This is a genomic window from Guyparkeria sp. SB14A, assembly GCF_005096345.1.
GTDB classification, from domain to species: domain Bacteria; phylum Pseudomonadota; class Gammaproteobacteria; order Halothiobacillales; family Halothiobacillaceae; genus Guyparkeria; species Guyparkeria hydrothermalis.
In genome coordinates, this window is sequence record NZ_SWAW01000016.1 from 1 (window position 1) to 20,544 (window position 20,544).

A 20,544-nucleotide genomic window follows, 5' to 3' on the forward strand; every position below is an offset into this window, starting at 1 on the left:
CAGGCGCGGATTTCTCCATCGAGGCCCGGAGCACTGAACCGCTCCACGAGGAGGCCGAATAGATTGACGCAACCTGATTATCCACCACCCCACCGGGGGCTTGCGATCGGGGAGCAGGCCATAGATGTGTGTGGAACAAAAAATGCTTTGGGGAAGTTGTCCGACTTCGTTCGGGCTCGGTTACGCGACAGGCCGTCCGCCACGAGCGGTAAATTCCAATATCGAGTCAGACGCCCGCGAACCTCGGGCGACTGAAAGCCATCAACGTTGAAGGAGGGCGCGTCCACGCGCGTTCCTGGTGTTGATCGACTGGTCAGCACGCGGCTACCCGCCTTGTGGTTGGGCGCATGATGGCTTTTCTCGAGTCGCTGGGTTCCAGGGTGGTGAAGAAACACGAACGCCATTGGAGCCAGTCATGCACCCTTCTCTTCCCCGACGAACCCGCGGGTTCACGTTGATCGAGCTGATGATCGTGGTCGCGATCATCGGCATCCTCGCGTCCATCGCCACGTTTGCCTACCGTGACTACTTGGTGCGCAGCCAGGTGTCCGAAGGCATCACGTTGGCAACCAGTGCCCAGCGTGCGTTGGCGGAGTTCTATGCCGAGCGTGCTCGGCTGCCTTCCAGTAACGCATCGGCGGGGCTGGCGCAGAGCACCTCCATTGTCGGTAGTTACGTTGAGCGTGTCGAGGTGCAGAATAGTGGGGACATCGTTGTGCGCTACGGGAATAACGCCAATACCGTGATTGCCGGTCAGGCCAACGAATGCACCTTCTCGCCGGTGACCTCCGCGCCTGGCAGCATTCGCTGGGATGCATCATGTGGATTCCCAGAGAAATACCTGCCGCAATCCTATCGGGATTGATTGTCAATATCTGACGCTCTGCCTTGTCGACTGTGGGCAAGTAATGACGGGGAGTGAGGGTTGGATATACACGGTGTGGCGTGCGGCCCAGTGCTGTCACAGTTTTGGTATGCAGCTTGTCACAATGAGCAACTACTGGCATGCGCCTTGCTCTGTTACTATCGCCATGGGCCAGGAGGCCCGGTTGATCAACCTCTCCAAAGGAGAACTGACTGATGATGAAGCAAATGAACAAGCAGGTTCAGAAGGGTTTCACCCTGATTGAACTGATGATCGTGGTCGCGATCATCGGCATCCTCGCCGCAATTGCCATTCCGGCTTACCAGGATTACACGATCCGTGCTCAAGTTTCGGAAGGGATGAGCTTGAGTTCGGGAGCAAAGACGGCTGTCGCTGAATTCTATAATCAGCGCGGTTCGTTCCCCACGAGTAATGCCTCTGCGGGGCTTTCTACCGCAGCGAGCATCTCCGGGGAATATGTAAGCCAAGTTAACGTTGCTCAAGGTGGTACAGCCGGGCTCATCGGTGCAACCTTTAACACCGGTAATGAAAACACCAACATCACCGGAGATATCCTTCTGATCTCCGCGATTGATCAAGGTGGTTCGATTTCGTGGACCTGCAAGTCCACCACTCTGGCAGATAAGTACATTCCGGCCAGCTGCCGATAATTTTTCGGTCAGTTAACGTTCAAAAACACCCCGCTAGGCGGGGTGTTTTTTTGATGGTTATTTTCATGTCCAAGATTCGTGGCAGTCTTTTTCTGTTGGCATGTTTCAGTATTGTTGTTCTCATATACATGCCGGGGCTAAGTGGTGGCTTTGTTCTCGATGATTTCCCCAATCTGGTCGATAACCAGGGTTCAGATATTAATTCGTTGACGTTTTCAGAGTTGTTTCGTGCTTCCTTAGCGGGGAATGCCGGTCCCCTTAAGAGGCCGGTTGCGATGCTTACTCTGTCGATAGAACGTTATTTTTTTGGGCTCGACCCCTTCCCAATGAAGGTAACTAACCTTGTCATCCACCTTGGCAATGGCCTACTGATTTTCCTGTTGCTTTCGCGTTTGGTTGCTTTGCCGTCCGTCCGTCCGGTTCTAGTCGCCCCAGGAACGCTCGCGTTACTGGTCGCTTTAGCCTGGCTGGTTGCGCCTATCAATCTCACGGGTGTGCTGTACGTGATACAGCGCATGGAAAGTCTGTCAACGTTCTTTATGCTTGCTGGGTTGCTAGCTTACCTGTCGGGGCGGGTCCGTTTGGAGGCTGGCCGGGGTGGTGCATTGCCCCTGATGTGGGGTGGGCTGATTCTTGGCGGCATGCTGGGAGTGCTTTCCAAGGAAAGCGCTGTCATGCTCCCGGTCTACGCCCTATTGATCGAGTGGCTCTTTTTTGGTTTCGGCAAGCCGGGCAGTTCTGCGCGAGGCGCAGTCGTTCGATTATTCGTCATTCTTCTCGTAGTTCCGGGTCTTATCGGATTGGCGTGGTTGCTGCCGAGGGTCTTTGCGGATCCGGAGTTCGCCAACCGTCCATTCGATGTTTTCGATCGACTCTGGACGGAAGCGCGTGTGCTGTGGCACTACCTAGCGTGGATCATCGCGCCAAACTCGGGGGCGTTGAGTCTCTATCACGATGCGTTTCCCATATCCCGGGGGGCGCTGACGCCGTGGACCACCTTGCCCGCCGTGCTGGGCTTAATGGTGCTAACTATCGGAGCCGTGCGCATGCGGCACCGGTTCCGTCTCGCAGCCTTCGGCGTGTTGTTGTTCTTTGTGATGCACCTGCTGGTTTCGACGGTGCTCAATTTGGAATTGGTCTATGAGCATCGCAACTACCTTGGGTCGATGGGCATCCTATTGGCGGCTTTTGCGTTGCTGCTCGATGGTCGGGTGACGGAGCTGGTACTCGCGCGCCGTTTCGCGGTTGCAGCACTGATTGCTCTTTATGGCTTTCTTAGCTTCCTACGCGCGAGCGAATGGAGCGATCCAGTGCAGCTTGCCTATTTCGAGGCCACGCGGCAGGTGGACTCGCCGCGTGCGCAATACGGTCTGGGTTTGGAGCTGACACGCTTGTCTCCGCCACCCGATTCGCCAACCTTTTCCATTGCCATGAATACCTGGCGCGAGGCGGCGGTTTTGCCAAACACGACATTGCTGCCCTGGCACGGGCTGATCTATGAACATGCGCGTCATGGTTTGCCCATCGATTCGGCATGGTGGGAGGGTGTGCGAGAGTATGTGAGGACGAGGCCACTGTCGGCGCAGGATCGAACTGCTCTCTACACCTTGATCGATGCGCGGACGAACCGCGACATTCTGATTCCGATCGAGCCATTACGCGAGGTCATCGAGGCCGCGCGTGAGGCCAATCCGAATCACGCGCTGTTGATGACCCTGCACGCCAATTTCCTGTTGAATGTGGTCGGTGAAGCTCGCGCCGCAGAGCCGCTGCTTTACGAGGCGGTGGCGCGAAAACCAGAGGACCCGGCCGTGTGGCGGAACCTCATCACCTTCCAGCTGGCCGTCGGCCAACTCGACCGTGCGGCTGCGAGCATTGACCGGCTTGAGGCGATAAACCGTCTCGGGCTGGAAAGTGAGACCATCGCGCGGTTCCGCGCCGAACTGGCCCAGCGCCGGGCGGCTGCTGAGGAGAGGGGGTGATGCGCTCGAAGTCCTGGCTGGCCCACCCGATCACGGCGGTATTGTTCCTACTGGCAGCGGCCTGGTGCGTCTACTGGCCGGGCCTGGTTGGAGGGTTCCTGTTCGACGATCACAGTAACCTCGCCTTATTGGGCATGTATGGCGTGGTCGATGACTGGCAAACGTTTTGGCTGTATCTGTTCTCGGGCTTCTCCGGACCGACGGGACGCCCGGTTTCCCACCTGTCGTTCCTGATCGATGCCAACCACTGGCCGGCCGACCCGTGGCCGTTCAAGCGCACCAACGTGCTGATCCATCTGGCAACGGGTGTGCTGCTGTTTGGCCTGATGCGATCGCTCCTGCTCGCCTTGGGGCAGTCGGCGGCGCGTGCCGGCTGGGTAGCTGTCGTTGCCATGGGGCTGTGGTTGCTCCATCCCTTTTGGGTGTCAACCACACTCTACGTGGTTCAGCGGATGGCCCAGCTGGCCGCCTTGTTTTCCGTGGCCGGCCTGTGGCTCTGGGTCGAATGGCGCCGTCGGTGTCCGCCTCAGGCGAATTGGCGGGCATGGACGGTCGCGATCGTGGCGGTGTGGGGCTTCGGCCTGCTGGCCGTGCTTTCCAAGGAGAATGGCGCGTTGCTGCCGGCCCTGGTGCTGGTGCTGGAAGTCACCATTCTGGCCGCCATGGATCGGAGGCTCGGTCAACAGCCCGGGCGTGGCTTCCGTTGGCTTCGGTGGATCGTGCTGGGGCTGCCGCTCGCGCTCCTGGCGCTGTATGTCGCCCGGTCGGTGCCGGCCCTGCTGGTTGGCGAGTCGGGCAACCGCGACTTCACGCCCTTCGAGCGCCTGCTCACCCAGGGACGCATCCTCTGGGATTACGTGTTCCATATTCTGTTGCCGCGCCCCTACCCGGGCGGGCTGTTCAACGACGACATCCGCCTGTCGACCGACCCCTTTACCCCGTGGATAACGGCCCTGGCCTGGGTGGCGTGGATCGCGTTGGTCGCCTGGGCAATCCGGGTGCGTCGGGGACACCCCTTCGTGGCGGCGGCAGTGCTCTTCTTTCTCGCCGGGCATCTCCTGGAATCCACCTTCATCCAGCTGGAACTCTACTTCGAGCATCGCAGCTACCTGCCGGCGATGCTGCTCGGTCTGCCGCTGGCTCTGTGGTGGTTGACCCGCGCCCCGGTTCCGAAAGACATTCGTATCGCCGTCCCGGTGGGCGTGCTGCTGTTGCTGGCCGCGATGACCTTCATGCGTGCCGATCTGTGGTCGAGCCCCTACCTGCAGGCACTCAAGTGGGCGAAGGTGAACCTCGAGTCGCCCCGAGCACAGCACCACTTGGCAAATTTCTGGTGGGAGACGGGCAACGTCGCCGAGGCGGTGCGCCTGAACGACCGCGCGATTGCACTTGATCCTGACGGTCTGCCCTGGCGCATGACTCGAGTGATGTATGCCTGCCGGGACGAGTCGCTCGCCGGTTCGCCGGAGCGAGCGATCGACGCGGTCGTGCAGGCCCTTGGCCATGCCCCGCGCGTCGGCGCCGTGGCGGCACAACAGACGGAGACGTTGCTCGATTACCTGATGAGCGGCGATTGCGGGGAATGGAGCCGGCCCGAAGCTATTCTGGCCCTGATGGACCGACTGACGGCAGAGCGTGACATGGACGGTGGTCGACTGGAGCGACTGCTCTGGCAGCGAGGCGCGCTTTTGCACCTGCGTCGGAACGAGCCGCGGCAAGCCGCCGAAAACTTGCGCCACCTAGTCGCAGCGACAGACGACCGGGGCGTCGCGCTGCGCTCGGCGGCCATGCTCGCGAGTCACGGACACTACCGCCTGGCGCTGGACCTGTTGGAGGATGACTGGCCGGAAGGACGTGCCGGTGGCCGCCTTTCGATCGATCGGGTCCGGCACTGGTACATCGAGCGCACAGGCTACTACCAGCAGGAACGCGAGCACCTCGAGGCCCTGATACGTGAGGATGAGACGAATGAACGAGACCGAGTCCCGCGTCTTCCAGCTCTTCCTTAGCCGACCGGGCTCTGTCCGGCAATCCGACGTCGGGCCTTGGAAAACCGTCGCCCCAAGTCAAGGAAGGCTGTTCGCTGGCGCCCGCTTTGCGTTCTGCGAGCTGGTCGCACGACAGGTTTTTCGGGGGTTCCTCCGGTATGCTTCCGGTTCGGGAATCAGATCACAAGGATGACATGACACAGCCCCTGACAAACGCTACCGACGACATCACGCTGTCGATTGTGCTGCCGGCCAAGAACGAATCACAGGCCGTTGGCGGCACGGTCGAAAAGCTCCGAGCACTTTATCCGGACGCGGAAATTCTGGTCGTGAACGACGGCTCGACCGACGATACCGGCTCCGTTTCGGAGGCCGCCGGCGCGACCGTGATCTGGCAGCCCTATAGCATGGGCAATGGCGCGGCCATCAAGGCTGGGGCGCGTGATGCGACCGGCAAGGTGATCGTGTTCATGGACGCCGATGGGCAGCACGACCCAGCAGATATCCCACGCTTGCTAGAACGGCTGGAGCAGGGCTTCGACATGGTCGTCGGCGCGCGCGGCAATGATTCGCAGGCCAGTGTCGGGCGCGGCGTAGCGAACCGTTTCTACAATCGGTTGGCTTCGTGGATGGTCGGGCAACGCATACAGGATCTCACCTCCGGATTCCGTGCCGTGAAGGCCGACAAGTTCCGCGAGTTCCTGCATCTGCTACCAAACGGCTTTTCCTATCCGACCACTACGACCATGGCATTCTTCCGCGCGGGCTATCCCGTGGCTTACGAGCCAATTGTCGCAGCCAAGCGGATCGGGAAGAGCCATATTCGTCTTTTCCGGGATGGCATCCGTTTTCTGTTGATCATCTTCAAGATCGGCACGTTGTATTCTCCCTTGAAGCTATTCTTGCCGATTGCGTTCGCCCACTTCCTCCTGGGGTTCGGCTACTACCTCTACACGTTCACCGTGGACCATCGCCTGTCCAGCATCACCATCTTTCTATGGTCGGCATCCGTGACCATTTTCTTGATCGGGTTGGTCTCGGAGCAGATCACACAGCTGATGTATAAGAAATGAATTGCTGGACGAAGTTGGGTGTCTGTGCACCCGTCGGTTTTTCTCGTGACGCTCGTCGGTAGCCGGAATGCTGCAAAACTTGCCGAATCCACCTCGACTCATCGCGATCATCGGGACTCGAGCCCAGACCATCAAGATGGCGCCGCTGCTAGTCGAGCTCGAACGACGGGACGAGCCATATCGGTTGTTGCTGACTGGACAGCACCACGAAACGATCGATTCACTTCTGGATGAGTTCGGCGTAACCACTCGACGGGAGCGGGTCTATGCCGGCCCTGAAGTGAAGGGAATTACCCAGGCCGGTATCTGGATGTTGCGCACCGCTTGGCGGCTATGGCTTGAGCGTAGTAAGTGGGCGCCAAGACCACGGGGGGGGCAACATCGTCCTGGCTCACGGAGACACCTTCACGACCTTGCTTGCCGCGACAGTGGGGCGCCTGGTTGGCTGCCAGATCGCGCATGTGGAGGCCGGTTTGCGTTCGTTCGACTGGCGTCATCCGTTTCCTGAAGAGCTCACCCGTATTGTCGTCAGTCGACTGGCCGGTATCGCCTACTGTCCCGGCGCTTGGGCCTGTGGCAATCTCAAACCCGGCAGGGTCGGTGTGGTGAACACGAACGCCAATACCATACTTGACGCCCTGCGCTATGCAGTAACCAAGCCTGCGCCACCGCGTATTCGAATGGACAAGTCGTATGCCGTTGTCTCGGTTCATCGTTTCGAGAACCTCCAGTCGAACGAACGGATGGGCATCATCATCGACACCATCGAGCAGCTATCCAAACGGGTATGCGTGGTGCTGGTGTTGCACCCGACGACGCGCAAGCGTCTCGAGGAAACGGGCGAGATGGAACGTCTCGCTAGCGTTACCAGTATCGAGATGAAACCTCGCATGACCTATGTGCCTTTCATGCAATTGGTGAGCGGTGCCCGGCTGGTAATTACCGATGGTGGAAGCAATCAGGAAGAGCTGTCTTATCTGGGTGTTCCCACGCTGCTCATGCGCATGGCGACCGAACGGCAAGAAGGGCTGGGTAGCAACGTGGTGTTGAGTCGATTCGATTCTGAGCGGATTCGAGAAAGTCTAGCCATGGTCGACCGTCCGGCAAAGATCAGCTCCACGAGCGAATTGCCGGCAGATTCGCCAGTTAATGTGATAGTGGATGATTTGCAACGACGGCTCAGATATTCAAGAGAAGCGAAAATCCGTCAATCACCTACCGCTCACCATGAAAATTAATCGGCGCAATCCGTGGCACTGGGTGATGCTGGGTGTCTTCGGGGCCAACGTGGCCCTGGCTCTTCTGCTGCGGCCATTCTTACGGCGGGATCCTCGTCGGGTACTTCTGTACGGCCACAAATTGAACGGCAACCTGCTCGCGCTCTATCTTGAGGCCGAGAAAAGCGATGTCGGAGTCGAGCTCGAGTTCCTGACAATGGATCTGGCCTACCACCGAAGCCTTCGGCGTGAAGGTATCCGGGTGTTATGGGCGGGCAGCCCGCGAGCAGCATGGCGCCTAGGCCGGGCTGACGCCATAGTCACGGATCACGGGCTGCACGTCATGGCCCCCCTTCCAAGGTTCACCAAGATTCGCTTTTATGATGTTTGGCACGGCATCCCCTTCAAGGGCTTCGATGCCGACGACTTTCGCACCCAGCATCGGTACCGCGAGACCTGGGTGACGAGCCCTTTCATCAAACGCCTGTACGTCGAGAAGTTCGGTTTCCGCGAAGATCAGGTGGTGGTCACCGGCTATGCGCGGACCGACCGGTTGGTCAATGCCACTCAGTCCCCGGCAGAGGTGCGGGAAGAGCTTGGTTTGCCCCCCGATCGAAAGCTGATCCTGTTCGCGCCCACCTGGAAGCAGGATGCGGAGGGACGGAGCGTGTTCCCATTCGGGATGGACGAGGCGGCGTTCATGGGGCGCCTGTCCAGTTTTGCAGAACGCGAAGGGTGTAGCATCCTGCTCAGGCCCCACCTCAATACGCCCTTGGATCCGTCGGCCGAGTACCCGCATGTCCACGTTCTGTCATCGAGAACTTATCCCGATGCTGAGGAGATACTGCTGGCGTCCGACGTGCTGGTGTGCGACTGGTCCTCGATCGCCTTCGATTTTCTGCTGTTGGATCGGCCGACCCTCTTTCTCGACGTGGGGCCGCCGTTTCGCAAGGGCTTCTCGCTTGGCCCCGAGTTCCGCTTCGACCGGGTCGTACGGGGAGCGGACGAACTGGAGGCGGCGTTGGAGCAAGCGGTCGTCAACCCCGTCGAGGCGTTAAGCGAGCAGGCTCTCCAGCGGGATGAGATCAAGAAGATGCTTTACGGTCCCTATGCCGATGGTCAGTCGGCGAGGCGTTGTCTCGACAGGTTGGTAAAGGCGCCCCGCTAGAGACGAATCTTTTCGATGACCGCGGTCGTGGAGATGGACGGAGTGCGGGGCAGATAGACGACATCGCAGATGTCCTGGAACTCGTCGAACTTCCCTTGCCAGTCGTCGCCCATCACGAGTACATCGGCTTCTTGCTCCAGGAGGTACCGCCGCTTTTCCTCCAGGGAATGTTCAAGGAATACCACGTCCACGCATCGCAGCGCCTCGAGCAGCCGGATGCGCTCCCCTTCGGAGAAAACCGGATAACGCCCCTTCTTCCGCCAGCTGAATTCGTCGCTGGAAAGGCCGACCACCAGCCGATCACCCAGCGATCGGGCGCGTTCGAGGATGTTCAGGTGGCCGATGTGGAACACGTCGAAGGTGCCGAAGGTGACAATTGTTTTCATTCCGCTCGGGGCTCTTGTTGTTTGGTTTGTTTCTTAGGTTGTGAGAAATAGCTTATCGTATTTCACTTTGTGGATTAACTGATTTATTGAGGTCGATGGGATGTTGATGGTCTTTTCTTCAATAGCGTGGAGACCGCACGTGGAGACAGGGGTTGAGGTGGCTCTGCGTGCGCGTGAGAACGGTGAGGACGTATGTTACGTTGACTTGACCAAGTTTTTGCGTGGGGATGAGAGTTACTATCCTATTCATAAATTAATAGATGTCCCTTTCATAAGAAGCAATAACGCCTTACGTATACTTAGGTCGCAATGTGTTCGCTCCTTGGTCGAGGGGGTTGACCCCAGTTTAGAAAAAAGAGCTGGGATGATTGCTAAAGACATACTGAAGACAATAAAGACTCATGAACAGTTTCTATCCATAGGCTATGAAGGCTTCCATGACCTTGGCTGGGCGGCTCTCAGTTCTGCTGTCTCCTACAAAAAGGATTCGACAATCAGGTATGAAACTGATTCCCGTTATATTACTGGGTGGGTGGAAATTGCTATAAGGGCATACCTTAAAGCAAAAGATATTATGTCTCGGGAGTCGCCTTCCGAGGTTGTGGCGTACAACGGACGGTTTGCCACAACTAGGGCTGTTATAAGAGCGGCCGATTATATGGGGTTGCGGTGGAAAGTTTACGAGGTGGGGGCGTCCGTTCGTAAGTATAGGTTTCATGATTACCTTCCTCATGATCGTGACCGGGTTCAGGAAGACGTGAAGAAATACTCAGGAAGGGGCGCTGACGTGTGGGGGGAAGAGTTCTTCCTGGCGCGTCGGGGGCTCTCCAGGTCAAAGGAAAATGTGTTTATCAAGAAGCAGGAGAAAGGGGTCCTGCCGGAAGACCTTTCGTCTGACTACAAATGGGTCGTGTATTTTTCGTCGTCAGATGATGAGATGGTTGCTATTGGTGGGGACGCCCAGCATCCGGTGTTTTATGATCAGGAGTTTGCGCTAAAGTGTTTGAAAAAAGCCATCTCGGAAATTGATGGGCTTAGGTTGTGTGTGAGGGTGCATCCTCATGTGTCAAAAAAGAGCAAAAATGACAGAAGGAAGTGGGCGAGCTTAGCGGAGCAGTGGCCTGACGTGCTTTTTGTGGGTCCAAATGAAGAAGTTGATACCTATGCCTTGCTTGAAGAGGCTCATGTAGTCGCGAGTTTTGGCTCTACTGTTGGGGTTGAAGCGACCTATTGGGGCAAGCCTTCTCTTCTATTGGGTCGGTCATTCTATGACCGTCTTGGAGTGTGCGGGCAGCCCCAAAGCCTGAGTGAGATGGTTGGTTTTCTCCTAAATCCCGAAGTTTTCGATAGAAAAGGTGCCCTTCTTTACGGTGCTTACATGACCACCTTCGGCATAGATTATAAATTTTACGAGGCTGAATCTTACGGTAAGGGGAAAATCTTGGGTAAGGATATTGATGACTCGTTCTTGCTTCGAGGGGTTAAGGCGTTGAAGCGTTCAGTTGCTTGTATTGGTGGTTAATAGGTTTTTGTCGTGAGGTGTTGGGTGTTGTATTTAATTGATATTGGTCTTTTCTATTGATGGCGCGCGTTCCGTCACTTTTTTTTCTTGCCAAGAAAGTCGTTGGTGGAGCGAGTGTGGGCGCGCAGTTGGTTCGTGGGAGCGCGTGGGGCTTTCTGTTTCGTATCCTTGAGGTCTTGATCACCCTTGTGGTGGTTGTGCTGCTCGCACGAGTCCTTGGTGCATATGGCTATGGCATATATGCGTTTGTGCTCGCTTTGGTCTCTCTAGCGGCTGTCCCCGTGCGCATGGGTGTGCCTCCTCTAGTGGTTCGAGAGACGGCCCGCGCGCAGCAGTTACAAAACTGGGATGCGGTCCGTGGGATATGGCGTTGGGCAAACGGCGTGGTGCTCATCTTGTCTCTGGCAATTATTTCCGGCGGCGGTTTGGTTCTGTGGCTTGGGTGGGTCGAAACAGAGCTGGTGCGTGAAACCTTGATCTGGGGGTTGGTCCTGGTGCCGTTTTTGGCCCTAGTTTCGGTTCGCTCCGCTAGCCTGCGGGGGCTGAGGCATGTGCTCGCGGGGGTGTGGCCTGAGCAGGTTCTGCGGCCGGGATTGCTGGCTGTGTTTCTTTTGGCGGTGCTGTTGGCCCCTGGGGCGGCCATCACGGCATCGGATGCTATGGCGTTGACGGTTGTGGCGACCCTGGTTTCGTTCGTCGTGGGGGTATGGTTACTCCGCCGGTACCGTCCCCGTGAGCTTCGCGATGTGGCGCCTCGTTTTGCCACCCGCGCTTGGCTGGGCGCAGCCTGGCCTATGGCTCTCACGCAGGGCTTCCAGCAGATCAACCGCTATGCGGATATCTTGTTGCTGGGAGTGTTGGCGGCGGTGGTTGATGTGGGGGTGTACCGGGTAGCAGCCCAGGGGGCGCTGCTGGTCTCTTTAGGGCTATCAGCCTTGAATATGGTAGTCGCCCCGTTTATTACGCGCCTGCATGCGGGGCAGGAAGTTGAAAAGCTTCAAAAGCTGGCCCGCCGCACGTCTCAGGCGGCGCTTGCCTTCGCGATTCCAGCGACCTTGTTGTTCGTGTTTTTCGGCGAATGGATGCTGGTCACGTTCTTTGGTTCGGAGTTTGCCCCCGCGTATTGGCCGCTGCTCTTGTTGGCTTTCGGACAACTGATCAGTGCTTGGTTCGGCGCGGCCGGCATGCTTCTGAACATGACGGGATATGAAAGGGATGTGACCCGTGCCGTGGCTGTTGCGGCAGTGGGGAATATTGGTCTCAACTTGATGCTCATCCCCCCGTACGGTGTCACGGGGGCGGCAGTTGCGACCACTGCAAGCATCGTTTTTTGGAATATCTGGATGTGGAGGGCGGTGCATCGGCGGTTGGGTATCCGTTGCTCAGCAATTTGATCTGCAGGCGCTTGCCCGGTTGTCGTTGCTATGGCACTTGCGAGTATCCCATCCGCTCCAGCACCGCGTTGGTTCGAACCTGCAGGCCCCGCGCATTGCGGTTGTCTTGGTAGAAGCGCGGGTTGGGCAGCATGGCGGCCAGCTGCGCGGCCTCGTTTCGGGTGAGCTGGCTGGCGGACTTGCCGTGGTAGTGGCGGGCGGCCGCCTCGATGCCGTAGAGCAGGTTGCCCCATTCGGCGTAGTTCAGGTAGAGCTCTAGAATGCGTCGTTTGCCGAGGACGGCTTCCAGCATCAGGGCGATAAGGGCTTCCTGGCCCTTGCGCCACAGGGATTGCTCCGCCGAGAGGAAGAGGTTCTTGGCCAGTTGCTGGGTGATCGTCGAGCCACCGGCGACGATCTCGCCGGCCTCGAGGTTGCGCTCCATGGCGTGACGTAATCCCACCAGGTCGATGCCCCAATGGTCCATGAAGCGGTCGTCCTCGGAGGCGACCACGGCGCGGCGGGCGGCTGGGCTGATGGCTTTGTAGGACACGTAGATCTGCTGGGCGCGAATGTCCGGGCGGATGCCGCGCAGGAGTTCGAGGCGCTCGCGCATGAAGGCGGTGGTCTCGGGGTTGTTGTCCCGCAAGTGCCAGACCTGCACGAAGAACCAAAGCTGAATCAGCAGGAAGGCGAGCAGGGCCAGCAGGATCAAGCGCCGTGTCCATCGGCGGATGGGGCGATGGCGTTTGGATCGGCTCATGGGGGTGTGTTGCTAGGCATGGTGTCGGATGATAGCGCGAGCGGAGGGGTACGCGGCACCGCTATCGTTCGGAAACAGCCGTTTTCGTGGCCGAGGGTTGCCCGTATCGGGGCAGGCGGCAGAATGTGGGAGTTTGTTTTGCAGACGAATCGCGCCGGGGGTGCGAGTCCTGGTAGTTCTGTGGTTATCGAGCGGAGTAGAGCACCTTGGGGTGACGGCGGTCTCGTTTTCGGGCGTTTGTGACGCTGCCCAGCTCCGTTTCCGCGGCGGTGACAACGCCCGAGGCACTTTCTATTGCTTGTCCAATAGAAAGTACCCAAAGACAAGGACACCCCGGCGCCTTGGCCCTTCGGGCTTCCCTCGTCACCACCGGGTTGCGGCCGGGTCGGTTCGACGCGACGTCGTGTCGCGGCGAACCTCTGGGCGGCGTCCATGCCGCCCAGACCCTGCATCCCAGCGGTGCCGAGGCAAGGCGCAGGGGCCCCGGGGTGCCGACTTTGGACGGTGTGGTGGAAATCAGCCGCTTAAAGGGCTGAGAGCAGGGCAGCCGCCACGGAGGCTTTCGCGGGCGGCCGCCCGCTGCCACGCTTGGGTTTACTTCACGCCATCCTGGCCGAAGCGTTGGGCGAGGCGGTCGAGCTTTTCTTCCATGCTCATGTTCTTCAATGCCGGGTCCGGCTGGTTTTCCTTGCGCGGCTTGTCGCCCTTGCTGGGGCGGCCTTCGCTGCGACGTTTGCCGCCGTCACCGCGTGGGGACGATTTGGCGCCCTTGCGAGGCCCGCTCGGCTTGCCGGCGGCCTTGCGCGGGCGGCGCGGCTTCTTCTCGCCGCCGTCTTGCGTTTCGCCTTGCTCGGCGCGCTTGGCGTCGCGGGCGGCGTGGATGGCCTTGATCTGTTCCTCGGCGTGGCCGCGGGCCTTGTCGTCGACCGGTTCGGCCGGCTCGCCCTTGAGATCGACGCGATGCTCCGCGTTCTTCATGGCGATGTGGTACGACAGCCGCGAGGTGTAGAACTTCATCGCCGCGCGGATGGCCTTGGAGTTCAGACCGTCGAGTTCGGCGGGTCGGTCAGCGAGGATCTGCTGCAGGATGCCGATGGCCAGCGGCTTGACCTGCTTCGGGTCGGAGGAAAAGGCCTCCGGCCAGGCAGCCTCGAACTGCTTGATTGCCTCGCGCGGGTGGACGCGCGGCTTCTTCGGCTGGTTAGCTTGGGCGGGCGCTGCCTCGGTAGCCGTTTCCGGGCTCGGCTCGCCGGTCGACTCCGTTGCCGATTTCTCGTCGGCCTCCGCGGCACCCTCCTGGGCGGCTTCGCCCGCGTCGTCGTTGCCGCTGGCCGCCGGTGTCGCGCTGGTCTCGTCATCGCCCTTGACCGATGTGGCGCCGGTCGTTTGCGTGGACTCGGTTGCCGCCTCGTCGGCCCGCGGGGCCCCGTCGGTGGCCTTGTCTTCCACGGTCGCCTTGTCGGCCCGGTTCGCGTTCTGGTCGTCTGCGCTCATGTCTCGATCGGTCTGGCTCAAATAAAACAAGACCGGCGCAGGGTTCCTCGCCGGTCGGGGCAGGGCGTCGACCCGCTCGCCTTGGCGAGAGGAACACCCCGAAAGTCGAAATGTTAACGGTTTAGCACGCCGTAAACCACATCACTGACCACCTTGCCGGCCACGCGTCGACTCGGCCGTCAGGCGGCGGTGTTCGATCGGCCGCGGGGGCAGGCCATGCCGCCTTCAATTGAGGATGTCGTAGACGATGTCGCTGACCACGTTGCCGGCGGTATCGGCGATCACCACGTCGGGACCCACCCGGTAGTAGCGCATGTGATCCGGCAGCGGGGAGAGCTGACGGGCCAGCTCGCGCGGCAGGCGTTCGTATTCCACGTCACGTGGCGGCCACGGTGAGCCGCGTTGCAGGCGCTTGGCGTGCCCCGGCGGGACCTTGCCTTGCTTGGCCAGGCCCGGCGGCAGGTTGCGGCTGTACCAGTCCTGGATGTACATCCGCTCGCGCGTGGAGATGTGGTAGCGCGAGGTGTTGCGCTCGCGCTCGGCGTGGCGCTCCGGCGGATTGGCCATGCTGTGTCGTTCCGCCGCGCCCTGTCCCTGGGACTGTTGCGGTTTGCCGGCATGCTCCGGTGGCTGGGCCATGGCGTTGGCCTGGCCGATCACGAGCGCCGCGCTCGTCGCGAGCAGAATCCGTCCGATTTGTGCCTTCATGCCGTTACCTCCCGTGGTTGCCGGCGTCGATTCCAGTATAGATGGCGAGACAATCCGTCTCTTGCCGGGTTCCCAGCGACCCTGATCACTATTGATCCAGACGATGAATGGTGTGTCGCGCGCGCCACAGCAGCCACAGGCCCGGCAGGGCGGCGAGGAAGGTGAGGATGAAGAAGATCGTCCAGTCGACCGCCTCGACGATGAAGCCGGCGGTCGGCCCCAGATAGATGCGCCCGAGCGCGGCGATCGCCGAGAGCAGGGCGTATTGGGTGGCGGAGTATTCCTTGTCGCACAGCGACATCAGGAGCGCGACGAAGGCCGCCGTCCCCAGCCCGCCGGCGAAGTTCTCCAGCGAGACCACCGCCACCATCAGCCCGTAGCTGTTCCATTCGTACAGCCAGGCATAGCCGAGGTTGGTGATCGCCTGGAGCACGCCGAACAGCATCAGCGCGCGATACAGGCCCAGCTTGACCATCCACAGCCCGCCAAACAAACCACCGATGATGGTCACGATCAGCCCGGCGCCGTTGTTGATCAGCCCGACGTCGGTGGCGGTGAAGCCCGCGCCGCGGATGAGGAAGGCGGTGGTCAGCGTGCCGGCAAAGGCATCGCCGAACTTGTAGAGGATGACCAGCAGGATCAGCGTCCAGGCCTCTGGGCGCGAGAAGAACGCCTTCATCGGCCCGACGACCGCCTCGCGCATGGTCTTCGGGGCCAGGTCGCGCGTGTCCTTCTCCGGGGCGAACCAGGCCGTGACCATGCCCACGCCCATTAGTGCCGCCATGATGGCGTAGGTCAGCGGCCAGCCGATGTGGTCGCCCATCACCAGCGCGGCCGAGCCGGCGACCAGCATGCCGATGCGGTAGGCCATGACGAACACCGCCGCCCCCAGGCCCCGCTCGGGGGCGTCGAGCGTATCGGTGCGCCAGGCATCGATGGCGATGTCCTGCGTGGCCGAGAGGAAGGCCACCATCAGGGCGAAGATCGCGATTTGCCAGATCTGTGTCTGGGCATCGCTGAGCGCCAGGCCCAGCAGCCCGAGCGCGATTAGCGACTGGGTCAACAGCATCCAGCCGCGGCGGCGGGCGAACTGGCCCACGGCGAAGCGGTCGAGAATGGGTGCCCAGAGGAACTTGAGCGTGTAGGGCAGGCCGACCAGCGCGAACAGACCGATGGTCTTGAGGTCGATGTCCTCCATCGTCAGCCAGGCCTGCAGCGTGCCCGAGGTGAGCAGCAGGGGCAGGCCGGAGGCAAAGCCCAGGAACAGGACGGCCATCTGCTTGGGCGAGGTGGCGACCGCGCGCATGCGCTCGAGACGGGTCATGCGGTGCCTCGTGGGCGGAAGGTGGGTTCAATGGCCCCGTTGGTCCGTTCGATGAGCCCAAGGTTCAACAGCCAATCGATCGCCCGGTCGGCGTCGCCCGCGAACCAATCCGCCGGCGAGCCCACCCGGAAGGTGTAGCCCCAGGCCTGCATGTCCGCGAGCGCCCGCTCGCGACCGAAGCCTTCCACGTGCTCGGCCAGCAGGATCTGCAGGTAGCAGACCGCCTCTTCCTCGACGTCATCGCTGCCGGCATCCGTGTGCGCCGCCGCCCGCCGCGTCTCGTCCATGCAGACGATGTGCGCGAACTCGTGCAGTGCCGAATGCACCGCCGTGTCCGGGCGCACATACAACGTCGAGCCGATGATGCCGGCCTCGTCGTCGCCCCAGAAGCTGCCCGGGATGGCCTCGCCCGGTGAGACCCATTCCAGCGAGAGCCCGTAGCGCACGACCAGGCCATCCAGCGCCCCGCGCGGCAACTGCGACAGACGCAACACCGCCGCCTCGTCGATGACGACATCGTCGGGCGGCGGTGTGAAACCGGGCTTGATGGGTTGGCTGGCGGACATGGGCGGGCATTGTGCCATGAGTGCCGCCGTGGACTTTGGCGTTATGGGCCTCGTCCCGTCGTCAACTTAGCCCCACCTCTGTCAGTGCCAGCTCGTAGCAGCGATCGACGATGTCATGAGCGGCCTGGTCGACCTGTTCGTAATCGTCCGCGCGCCACCGGTCGATCGGCATCTTGCGGTCGAACGTGCCGGAGCAATCGATCCTCTTCAGGAGGTGGTCTTGCTGGTCCGCTTTTGCCGATTCGGTCACGTGAATGTCGATGTCGTAGTCCAGACGATAGTCGCTGCTGGTGAGGAACGACTCGTAGCCCAGCTCCCATTTCGCGGCGTTTACCTCGATCAGGATGCCATTGCCCTCGGGCGAGGACTCATCCCGTTGGAAGTGCCGCGCCAGCCGGTGGGCCAGGGCCCGATCGAGGCCGGTGCCCGCCTGAATCAGCTCGGCCTCGGGCAGGGTGCGTGCCATCTGCGTACCGAATTCGGATGCGATGGTGTGATTGGCCTGCATGCCCCGCGTCGTGCCGGCGCCGCCCATGTTGGCGGCAGCGGTCGCCGCCATGCTGGCGATGACCGTGTTGGCCACCGCTCGTCCTTTGGTGCGTTCGGCGAGTACGGCCGGCTGCCCAACAGGTCGTACGGCAACGGGGTGAGCAAGCAAGGCCGATCGGACCTCGTCGGTGGTGGCTTGTTGTTGCTCCGGGATCGTTGAGCAGGCAGTCAGGCACACCGCGGCCAGGGGGATGGGTAAGACTTTCCGTGTGTTCATGCTGTCCTCGTCCAGGTTGAGGAAGTTGTGTTGCCATCGGCAAGGAGCCACCCGGTCGATACGCGAGCGAGACCCCTTGCTGTGTGTCGTTCCGTGGCGTCGGGGGGTGCCCGGATATTTCATGAAATCCACGCGCCCTCGCTGGCCTGTTGACCGCACACGGCTTTTTCTTCTCTTGACCGTATTCCCCGATACGGCGCTCCATCAGAAAAAACCGTGTGCAATCAACATTCTGCGCGATCATCACGCGGATTCATGAAATGTCCGGGCTAGAGCCGGTATCGCAGCGAAAGCGAGAGTTCGTGAGAGTGAATGTCGAGCGTCAGAGGCGAGTTCAACTGGAGATTGCCGCCGCCCTCGTATGCATCAAGGCTGGATTCCGCTTCGCCATAGTCGGCGTAGGCATAAGAGGCATCCAAAGAGACGTTTTCTCCCACTGGGTAGGTGGCTCCCAAAACCGCCTTCCAGGCAAATCCGCTGCTGGTGTGGCTGTCGATTCTCGAGCTGAAATTGGTGATGGTGAATCTTCCCATGTCGTGCCTCGCATACCCCGCACCGACGCCAACGTACGGCTTGAGTGGCCAGGAAGCATCCAGCACGGCGGCCAGGTCCACGAGTCCGAGAACCATGATCGAGGTCGTGTCCACCTCGGTGCGCCCAACCTCGCCGGTGGGACTGCCGTCATTCTCATAGGGACCGCTCAATTCGTATCCATCGATATGGCTCAGGGAAAGCTCTGCATCCAGCCACTTGGTCAGTCGATAACCGACACCGAGCTGGTAGGCGAGCGAGTCGTCCGATTCGGCTTCCACTCGGTCGGGTGGATCGGCGAGGTCGCCGATGGTGGCCGATTCCTCCTCGCTGTGTGCCCAGCCGATGCCGCCTTTGAGGTAGATGTCGCTCGCGGCGAAGGCGGGATTGGTGGCCGCGATTCCGATTGTCGTCAGTACGGCCAGTGGCAGTTGCTTGTTCATCAATCACTCCTTGATCGACTGCTTAAGGAGAACACGCGCGCCTGCCGCCTAGTTGCCGAAGGCATGTCTTGGCGCCGGGTTCGTGTCCGTGGGGAAAGGGAGGCGCGTCGCCTGTCGGACGCGGTACGGGGCGATGTCAGCTGCCAGGGCGCGTGGGGAAAAGCTCGAATCCGCGCGATGCGGCCAGGGTGCGAAGCTCGTCCGCCTTCGCGCCACTCGCGGCGAGGCAGACCTCGCGCCCAGCCGTCGTTTCGGGAAGGGGCCTTAGTGCCGCTCGCAACAGGGCCGCGTTGTTGGCTTCATTCCTGCCGAAGACCAGCACAGGGCGGCCCTGCCGATTGCTTAACGCCGCGGTCAGTTTTTCCGCCGCTGGGGACTGGCCGGCGAGGCTGTTGACGATCGCGTTGGATAGCGGATTGTTTGCCACCGGAGCCTCGACCAGCAATAGGTCTTTCTTGCTATTTACCTGGTCCAGGCAGGCCGACAGGTCGTCTGTCATCGAATGGCCAGGTTGGGTGGTGCCGGCCGTGGAGCACCCGCTGGCGAGCGCGACGAGTGCGAAGTAAGCAAGTGGCTTCTTCATCAGGTTCACTCCTTTGAACGATGGATTGTGCTGTCAGTCAACGACAGCGGTGCGGGCTTTCCGAGGGATGCTGTTCCCCCGTCTCGAGATCGATGGTGATCAGCGTGGCGTCCGGATGTGACATGCACAGGGCGTTGCGGACGGTGTAGACGTGACGGCCTTCCGCGTACCAGACGATGTTCGGATCCAGTCGTTTGCCCCTCTGGTCATAGGCCTGGATTTCGTAGTTGCCCGACATGGTCAGGCAGCCGGAAAGCAGTGCCCCGCCGCTCATCAGGAGGGCAAAGGTCAGTAATCGTTTTGGCATGGTCGTTCGCTCCTTGAACAATGTTGTTGCCAGGCGGGACTTCACTTGTCCAATGATTGGCAAGACGGGAGTATCTGATAAGGCTTGTAATCGCACTGGCTCATGCCTCGAACCGGGTCGATAAATGAATATCCTTTTCCCAGCATGCATTTGTCTACGGATATCTGCTGCTCGATGGTCCACGTGGCATCTCTGTAGCCGCACACCTTCAGGTCCTGTTTTGTCTGTGGGGTGGGCGTGCCTGATTTGCTCCAACGCTCGTACTCGCTCGGTGATGGTTTGTCGATATTTTGCAGGCCGCACCCGGCGCTAATTGCCAATGCAACTGTGCATGTGAGTGTTGTTCCGGCTGACTGCATGCTGGTTCGCTCCTTGAACGGGGCTGTGACCGCAATCCTAGATGGGTAAGGAAACGCGGAAGAGGAGGGTGAGACAAAGGTTGTTAGGGCAAGCTGTCCCGCCCTCCGGTGTCATTCATTTAGTGATTGGCATGACGGGAGTTTGATCATTCTCGGTGTGTCACATTTGCGCCGTCCTCGGATGGGGGCGATGAATTGGTGCCCTTTGCCAAGCATGCACTCATCTACTATGCGCAAATGTTCGAATGAGGTGATTTCCCCTGGCGTGCATTCGCGCAGGTCATTTTGGGTTGAGTAAATCGTTGCCTCTGGTCTGAGCCACCGCTCATGTCCCGCGGGTGCTGGGTCGTCAATGTGATGCCAGCTGCACCCCGTACCGGCGGATGTCAAGACAAAGATTACTAATTTGTTCGTCGCTTCAGTGAGTATGTTCAATATTTTATTTATCTTCTTTG

At 60.2% G+C, this 20,544-nt stretch carries 20 protein-coding genes; 9 read left to right on the plus strand and 11 right to left on the minus strand.

Annotated elements, in window-relative coordinates; translation table 11 throughout:
- The first annotated feature begins 415 nt into the window (after positions 1-415).
- The 7 genes from FAZ79_RS07365 (at position 416) to FAZ79_RS07395 (ending at position 8,964) form a co-directional block, all read left to right on the plus strand.
- A complete protein-coding gene (locus FAZ79_RS07365) occupies positions 416-865 on the plus strand; it encodes a pilin (protein ID WP_136867338.1) in 450 nt (149 codons plus the stop codon).
- A gap of 227 nt (positions 866-1,092) precedes the next feature.
- A complete protein-coding gene (locus FAZ79_RS07370) occupies positions 1,093-1,536 on the plus strand; it encodes a pilin (RefSeq protein ID WP_136867377.1) in 444 nt (147 codons plus the stop codon).
- Positions 1,537-1,601: 65 nt separating this feature from the next.
- Entirely contained in the window at positions 1,602-3,518 is a 1,917-nt protein-coding gene (locus FAZ79_RS07375) for a tetratricopeptide repeat protein (RefSeq protein ID WP_136867339.1), read from the plus strand.
- Complete coding sequence (locus FAZ79_RS07380; protein WP_136867340.1) at positions 3,518-5,527, plus strand: hypothetical protein; 2,010 nt, start codon at positions 3,518-3,520, stop codon at positions 5,525-5,527. The genes FAZ79_RS07375 and FAZ79_RS07380 overlap by 1 nt, the downstream gene beginning before the upstream one ends.
- A gap of 173 nt (positions 5,528-5,700) precedes the next feature.
- Complete coding sequence (locus tag FAZ79_RS07385) at positions 5,701-6,579, plus strand: glycosyltransferase family 2 protein (protein ID WP_136867341.1); 879 nt, start codon at positions 5,701-5,703, stop codon at positions 6,577-6,579.
- Positions 6,580-6,992: 413 nt separating this feature from the next.
- The gene (locus FAZ79_RS07390) at positions 6,993-7,817 is read left to right on the plus strand and encodes a UDP-N-acetylglucosamine 2-epimerase (RefSeq protein WP_247709520.1); all 825 of its coding nucleotides are present in this window, start codon (positions 6,993-6,995) and stop codon (positions 7,815-7,817) included.
- Positions 7,741-8,964, plus strand: a complete 1,224-nt coding sequence (locus FAZ79_RS07395; protein WP_247709521.1) for a CDP-glycerol glycerophosphotransferase family protein — start codon at positions 7,741-7,743, stop codon at positions 8,962-8,964. Before FAZ79_RS07390 ends, FAZ79_RS07395 begins: the two co-directional genes overlap by 77 nt.
- Here the strand turns inward: FAZ79_RS07395 and FAZ79_RS07400 are convergent.
- A complete protein-coding gene (locus FAZ79_RS07400) occupies positions 8,961-9,350 on the minus strand; it encodes an adenylyltransferase/cytidyltransferase family protein (RefSeq protein ID WP_136867342.1) in 390 nt (129 codons plus the stop codon). The two genes, FAZ79_RS07395 and FAZ79_RS07400, sit on opposite strands and share 4 nt — an antisense overlap.
- Before the next feature lie 364 nt (positions 9,351-9,714).
- On the opposite strand from FAZ79_RS07400, the gene FAZ79_RS07405 reads away from it, so the two are divergent.
- Positions 9,715-10,872 (plus strand): hypothetical protein, encoded by a 1,158-nt coding sequence (locus FAZ79_RS07405; protein WP_169303637.1) that lies wholly within the window; start codon positions 9,715-9,717, stop codon positions 10,870-10,872.
- A gap of 59 nt (positions 10,873-10,931) precedes the next feature.
- A complete protein-coding gene (locus FAZ79_RS07410; protein WP_136867344.1) occupies positions 10,932-12,266 on the plus strand; it encodes a flippase in 1,335 nt (444 codons plus the stop codon).
- 28 nt (positions 12,267-12,294) lie between these two features.
- Here FAZ79_RS07410 and mtgA read toward each other — a convergent pair whose 3' ends face one another.
- The 10 genes from mtgA to FAZ79_RS07460 all read right to left on the minus strand — a co-directional run bounded on the left by mtgA (position 12,295) and on the right by FAZ79_RS07460 (position 20,089).
- Entirely contained in the window at positions 12,295-13,008 is a 714-nt protein-coding gene (gene mtgA / locus FAZ79_RS07415; RefSeq protein ID WP_136867345.1) for a monofunctional biosynthetic peptidoglycan transglycosylase, read from the minus strand.
- A gap of 594 nt (positions 13,009-13,602) precedes the next feature.
- Positions 13,603-14,502: a ProQ/FinO family protein gene (locus tag FAZ79_RS07420; RefSeq protein WP_136867346.1), complete on the minus strand. Its 900-nt coding sequence runs from the start codon at positions 14,500-14,502 to the stop codon at positions 13,603-13,605.
- A gap of 225 nt (positions 14,503-14,727) precedes the next feature.
- Positions 14,728-15,210, minus strand: coding sequence for a hypothetical protein (locus tag FAZ79_RS07425; RefSeq protein WP_136867347.1), 483 nt, complete (start codon positions 15,208-15,210; stop codon positions 14,728-14,730).
- Positions 15,211-15,298: 88 nt separating this feature from the next.
- Entirely contained in the window at positions 15,299-16,534 is a 1,236-nt protein-coding gene (locus tag FAZ79_RS07430; RefSeq protein ID WP_211238818.1) for an MFS transporter, read from the minus strand.
- Positions 16,531-17,100, minus strand: a complete 570-nt coding sequence (locus tag FAZ79_RS07435) for a hypothetical protein (protein ID WP_247709522.1) — start codon at positions 17,098-17,100, stop codon at positions 16,531-16,533. Before FAZ79_RS07435 ends, FAZ79_RS07430 begins: the two co-directional genes overlap by 4 nt.
- A gap of 61 nt (positions 17,101-17,161) precedes the next feature.
- Complete coding sequence (locus tag FAZ79_RS07440) at positions 17,162-17,998, minus strand: hypothetical protein (protein ID WP_136867348.1); 837 nt, start codon at positions 17,996-17,998, stop codon at positions 17,162-17,164.
- 137 nt (positions 17,999-18,135) lie between these two features.
- The gene (locus FAZ79_RS07445) at positions 18,136-18,840 is read right to left on the minus strand and encodes an outer membrane beta-barrel protein (protein WP_136867349.1); all 705 of its coding nucleotides are present in this window, start codon (positions 18,838-18,840) and stop codon (positions 18,136-18,138) included.
- A gap of 136 nt (positions 18,841-18,976) precedes the next feature.
- Positions 18,977-19,423, minus strand: a complete 447-nt coding sequence (locus FAZ79_RS07450; RefSeq protein WP_136867350.1) for a hypothetical protein — start codon at positions 19,421-19,423, stop codon at positions 18,977-18,979.
- A 37-nt stretch (positions 19,424-19,460) separates the two neighbouring features.
- The gene (locus FAZ79_RS07455; protein WP_136867351.1) at positions 19,461-19,730 is read right to left on the minus strand and encodes a hypothetical protein; all 270 of its coding nucleotides are present in this window, start codon (positions 19,728-19,730) and stop codon (positions 19,461-19,463) included.
- A 41-nt stretch (positions 19,731-19,771) separates the two neighbouring features.
- On the minus strand, positions 19,772-20,089 hold the full coding sequence (locus tag FAZ79_RS07460; protein ID WP_136867352.1) for a hypothetical protein: 318 nt from the start codon (positions 20,087-20,089) through the stop codon (positions 19,772-19,774).
- Positions 20,090-20,544: the final 455 nt, after the last annotated feature.